The following is a 2,157-nucleotide window of genomic DNA, read 5'->3' as shown; positions in this document are numbered from 1 at the left end:
TTAACACATGCACAACCCTCCTGCTGTAGAAATTCTGCAGCCGTTTAGTCCGAAGGAGGTGGGTTAGTCATGCATCAGTACGAACTTATGGTAATCCTCGATCCCGAGATCGATGAGCGCACCGTAGCTCCCAGCCTTGACAAGTTCCTCAACGTTGTTCGCAACGATGGTGGCAGCATTGACAAGGTTGATGTTTGGGGTCGTCGTCGTCTCGCTTACGAGATCAACAAGAAGACCGAAGGCATCTACGCCGTCGTTGACTTCACCGCGAACGCCTCAGCAACGGTCGAGCTTGACCGCCAGCTGAGCCTGTCCGAGGCAGTCATGCGTACCAAGGTGCTCCGCGCCGAAGAGGGCATCGCCCAGGTCGTTGTGGCCGGCAAGCTTGCCGCGAGAAGGCCGCCCGCAAGGCAGCCAACCCGAAGGTCATCGCTGCCAAGGCTGAGGCCGCTGTTGCAGCTGCTGCCGCCAAGGTCGCCGCCGCTGCGAAGCCGGTTGTCGTCGAGGCGCCCGTCGCCAAGGCTCCGGCCAAGGTCGAGGCTCCTGCCACGACCGACGCTGCCGCCGCCGACGCCGCTGCCGTCAAGGCCGAAGCCGCTGCTACGAAGACGGCAGCTAACGTTGCCGCTAACGTCGCCGCACTCGCCGCCAAGATTGCCGCTGCTGCGAAGCCTGCTGCCAAGGTCACCGAGGCTCCGGCCGCGGAGTCCGACAAGGCAAGCGACAAGTAGCCCATGGCCGGCGAGACCGTAATCACCGTGGTGGGCAACCTCACCAGCGATCCGGAGCTGCGTTACACGCAGAACGGGCTGGCGGTTGCCAACTTCACCATCGCATCCACTCCGCGCAATTTCGACCGCGCAACCAGCGAGTGGAAAGATGGCGACGCGCTGTTCCTGCGTGCGAGCGTTTGGCGTGAATTCGCCGAGCACGTGGCCGGTTCATTGACCAAGGGCTCGCGTGTCATCGCCTCCGGGCGTCTCAAACAGCGTTCGTATGAGACCAAGGAAGGTGAAAAGCGCACGAGCATGGAGCTCGAGATCGACGAAATTGGTCCTTCGCTGCGCTACGCCACCGCCTCGCTCACCCGCGCGCAGTCATCAGGTCCTCGCAGCGGTGCTCCCGCTACGCAGGGCCGGGACGAGCCCTGGGCTCCGACCGCTCCCGCTGCATCCGGCGCACCTGCCGCATCCGGTGGAGATGTCTGGAACAGCCCGGGCAACTTCAGTGACGAGACACCCTTCTAGGCCACATTCTGGGGCCTGCACGGCCCTGAGTTTGGCTACATAACTCGTAAGAAAGTAAGGAAATCATGGCTGGAAAGTCTAGCGGCGACCGCCGCAAGCCGCTCCGCGGTGCTAAGGGTGGCAAAAACGCCGCCCCCGCGAAGTCGATCCGGGTAGGTGTCATCGATTACAAGGATGTCCCCACCCTTCGTAAGTTCATCTCCGAGCGTGGAAAGATTCGCGCGCGTCGCATCACCGGCGTATCCGTCCAGGAACAGCGCCTCATCGCGCGTGCCGTCAAGAACGCCCGCGAAATGGCTTTGCTGCCTTACGCCGGCTCAGGCCGGTAGGGAGCCCACACATGTCGAAATTGATTCTGACGCATGAGGTCTCCGGCCTCGGTGCACCCGGCGACGTCGTAGACGTCAAGAACGGGTTTGCTCGTAACTACCTCGTTCCCAAGGGCTTCGCTGTGGCGTGGACCCGCGGTGGCGAGAAGCAGATCGAGCAGATCAAGGCAGCCCGCGCAGCCCGCGAGCACGCCACCATCGAAGAGGCTCAGGCGCTCAAGGTTGCCCTTGAAGCCGCCAAGGTCACGCTGGTCGTCAAGGCCGGCGCCGGCGGGCGTCTCTTCGGTTCCGTCAAGACCACGGATGTTGCTAACGCAGTAGCAGCCGCTGGTCTCGGTGCGATTGACAAGCGCAAGATCGAGCTCTCCGCGATCAAGCTGACCGGCGAGCACAAGGCGACCGTTCGCCTTCGTGACGAGCTGAGTGCAACGATCACCCTTCTGGTGGTTGCAGCAAAGTAATTCGACTCACCCGGTAGCGGAGCGCCCCTCAGGGGCTCTCCGCTACCGGTCGTTAAGGGCCGTTTTCCATACCCAATGGGCTTTTCTGTACACAGGTGAGCACGCATATCACGAACATTC

General features: G+C 62.2%; 3 protein-coding genes and 1 pseudogene. All 4 read left to right on the top strand.

The features are described 5' to 3' along the window. Nucleotides 1–69 precede the first annotated feature (69 nt). Nucleotides 70–437: pseudogene (gene rpsF / locus JF66_RS25445) on the top strand (30S ribosomal protein S6); the annotation flags it as partial. Nucleotides 438–734: 297 nt separating this feature from the next. Further along, a complete protein-coding gene (locus JF66_RS18355; RefSeq protein WP_035880276.1) occupies nucleotides 735–1,247 on the top strand; it encodes a single-stranded DNA-binding protein in 513 nt (170 codons plus the stop codon). A 65-nt stretch (nucleotides 1,248–1,312) separates the two neighbouring features. Next, nucleotides 1,313–1,576 (top strand): 30S ribosomal protein S18, encoded by a 264-nt coding sequence (rpsR, locus tag JF66_RS18350; protein ID WP_035835236.1) that lies wholly within the window; start codon nucleotides 1,313–1,315, stop codon nucleotides 1,574–1,576. 11 nt (nucleotides 1,577–1,587) lie between these two features. Continuing rightward, the gene (gene rplI, locus JF66_RS18345; RefSeq protein WP_035880275.1) at nucleotides 1,588–2,037 is read left to right on the top strand and encodes a 50S ribosomal protein L9; all 450 of its coding nucleotides are present in this window, start codon (nucleotides 1,588–1,590) and stop codon (nucleotides 2,035–2,037) included. Nucleotides 2,038–2,157: the final 120 nt, after the last annotated feature.

Origin of the sequence: Cryobacterium sp. MLB-32, from assembly GCF_000738085.1 — a bacterium.
Taxonomy (GTDB): domain Bacteria; phylum Actinomycetota; class Actinomycetes; order Actinomycetales; family Microbacteriaceae; genus Cryobacterium.
This window is presented reverse-complemented; position numbering and strand designations above follow the sequence as displayed.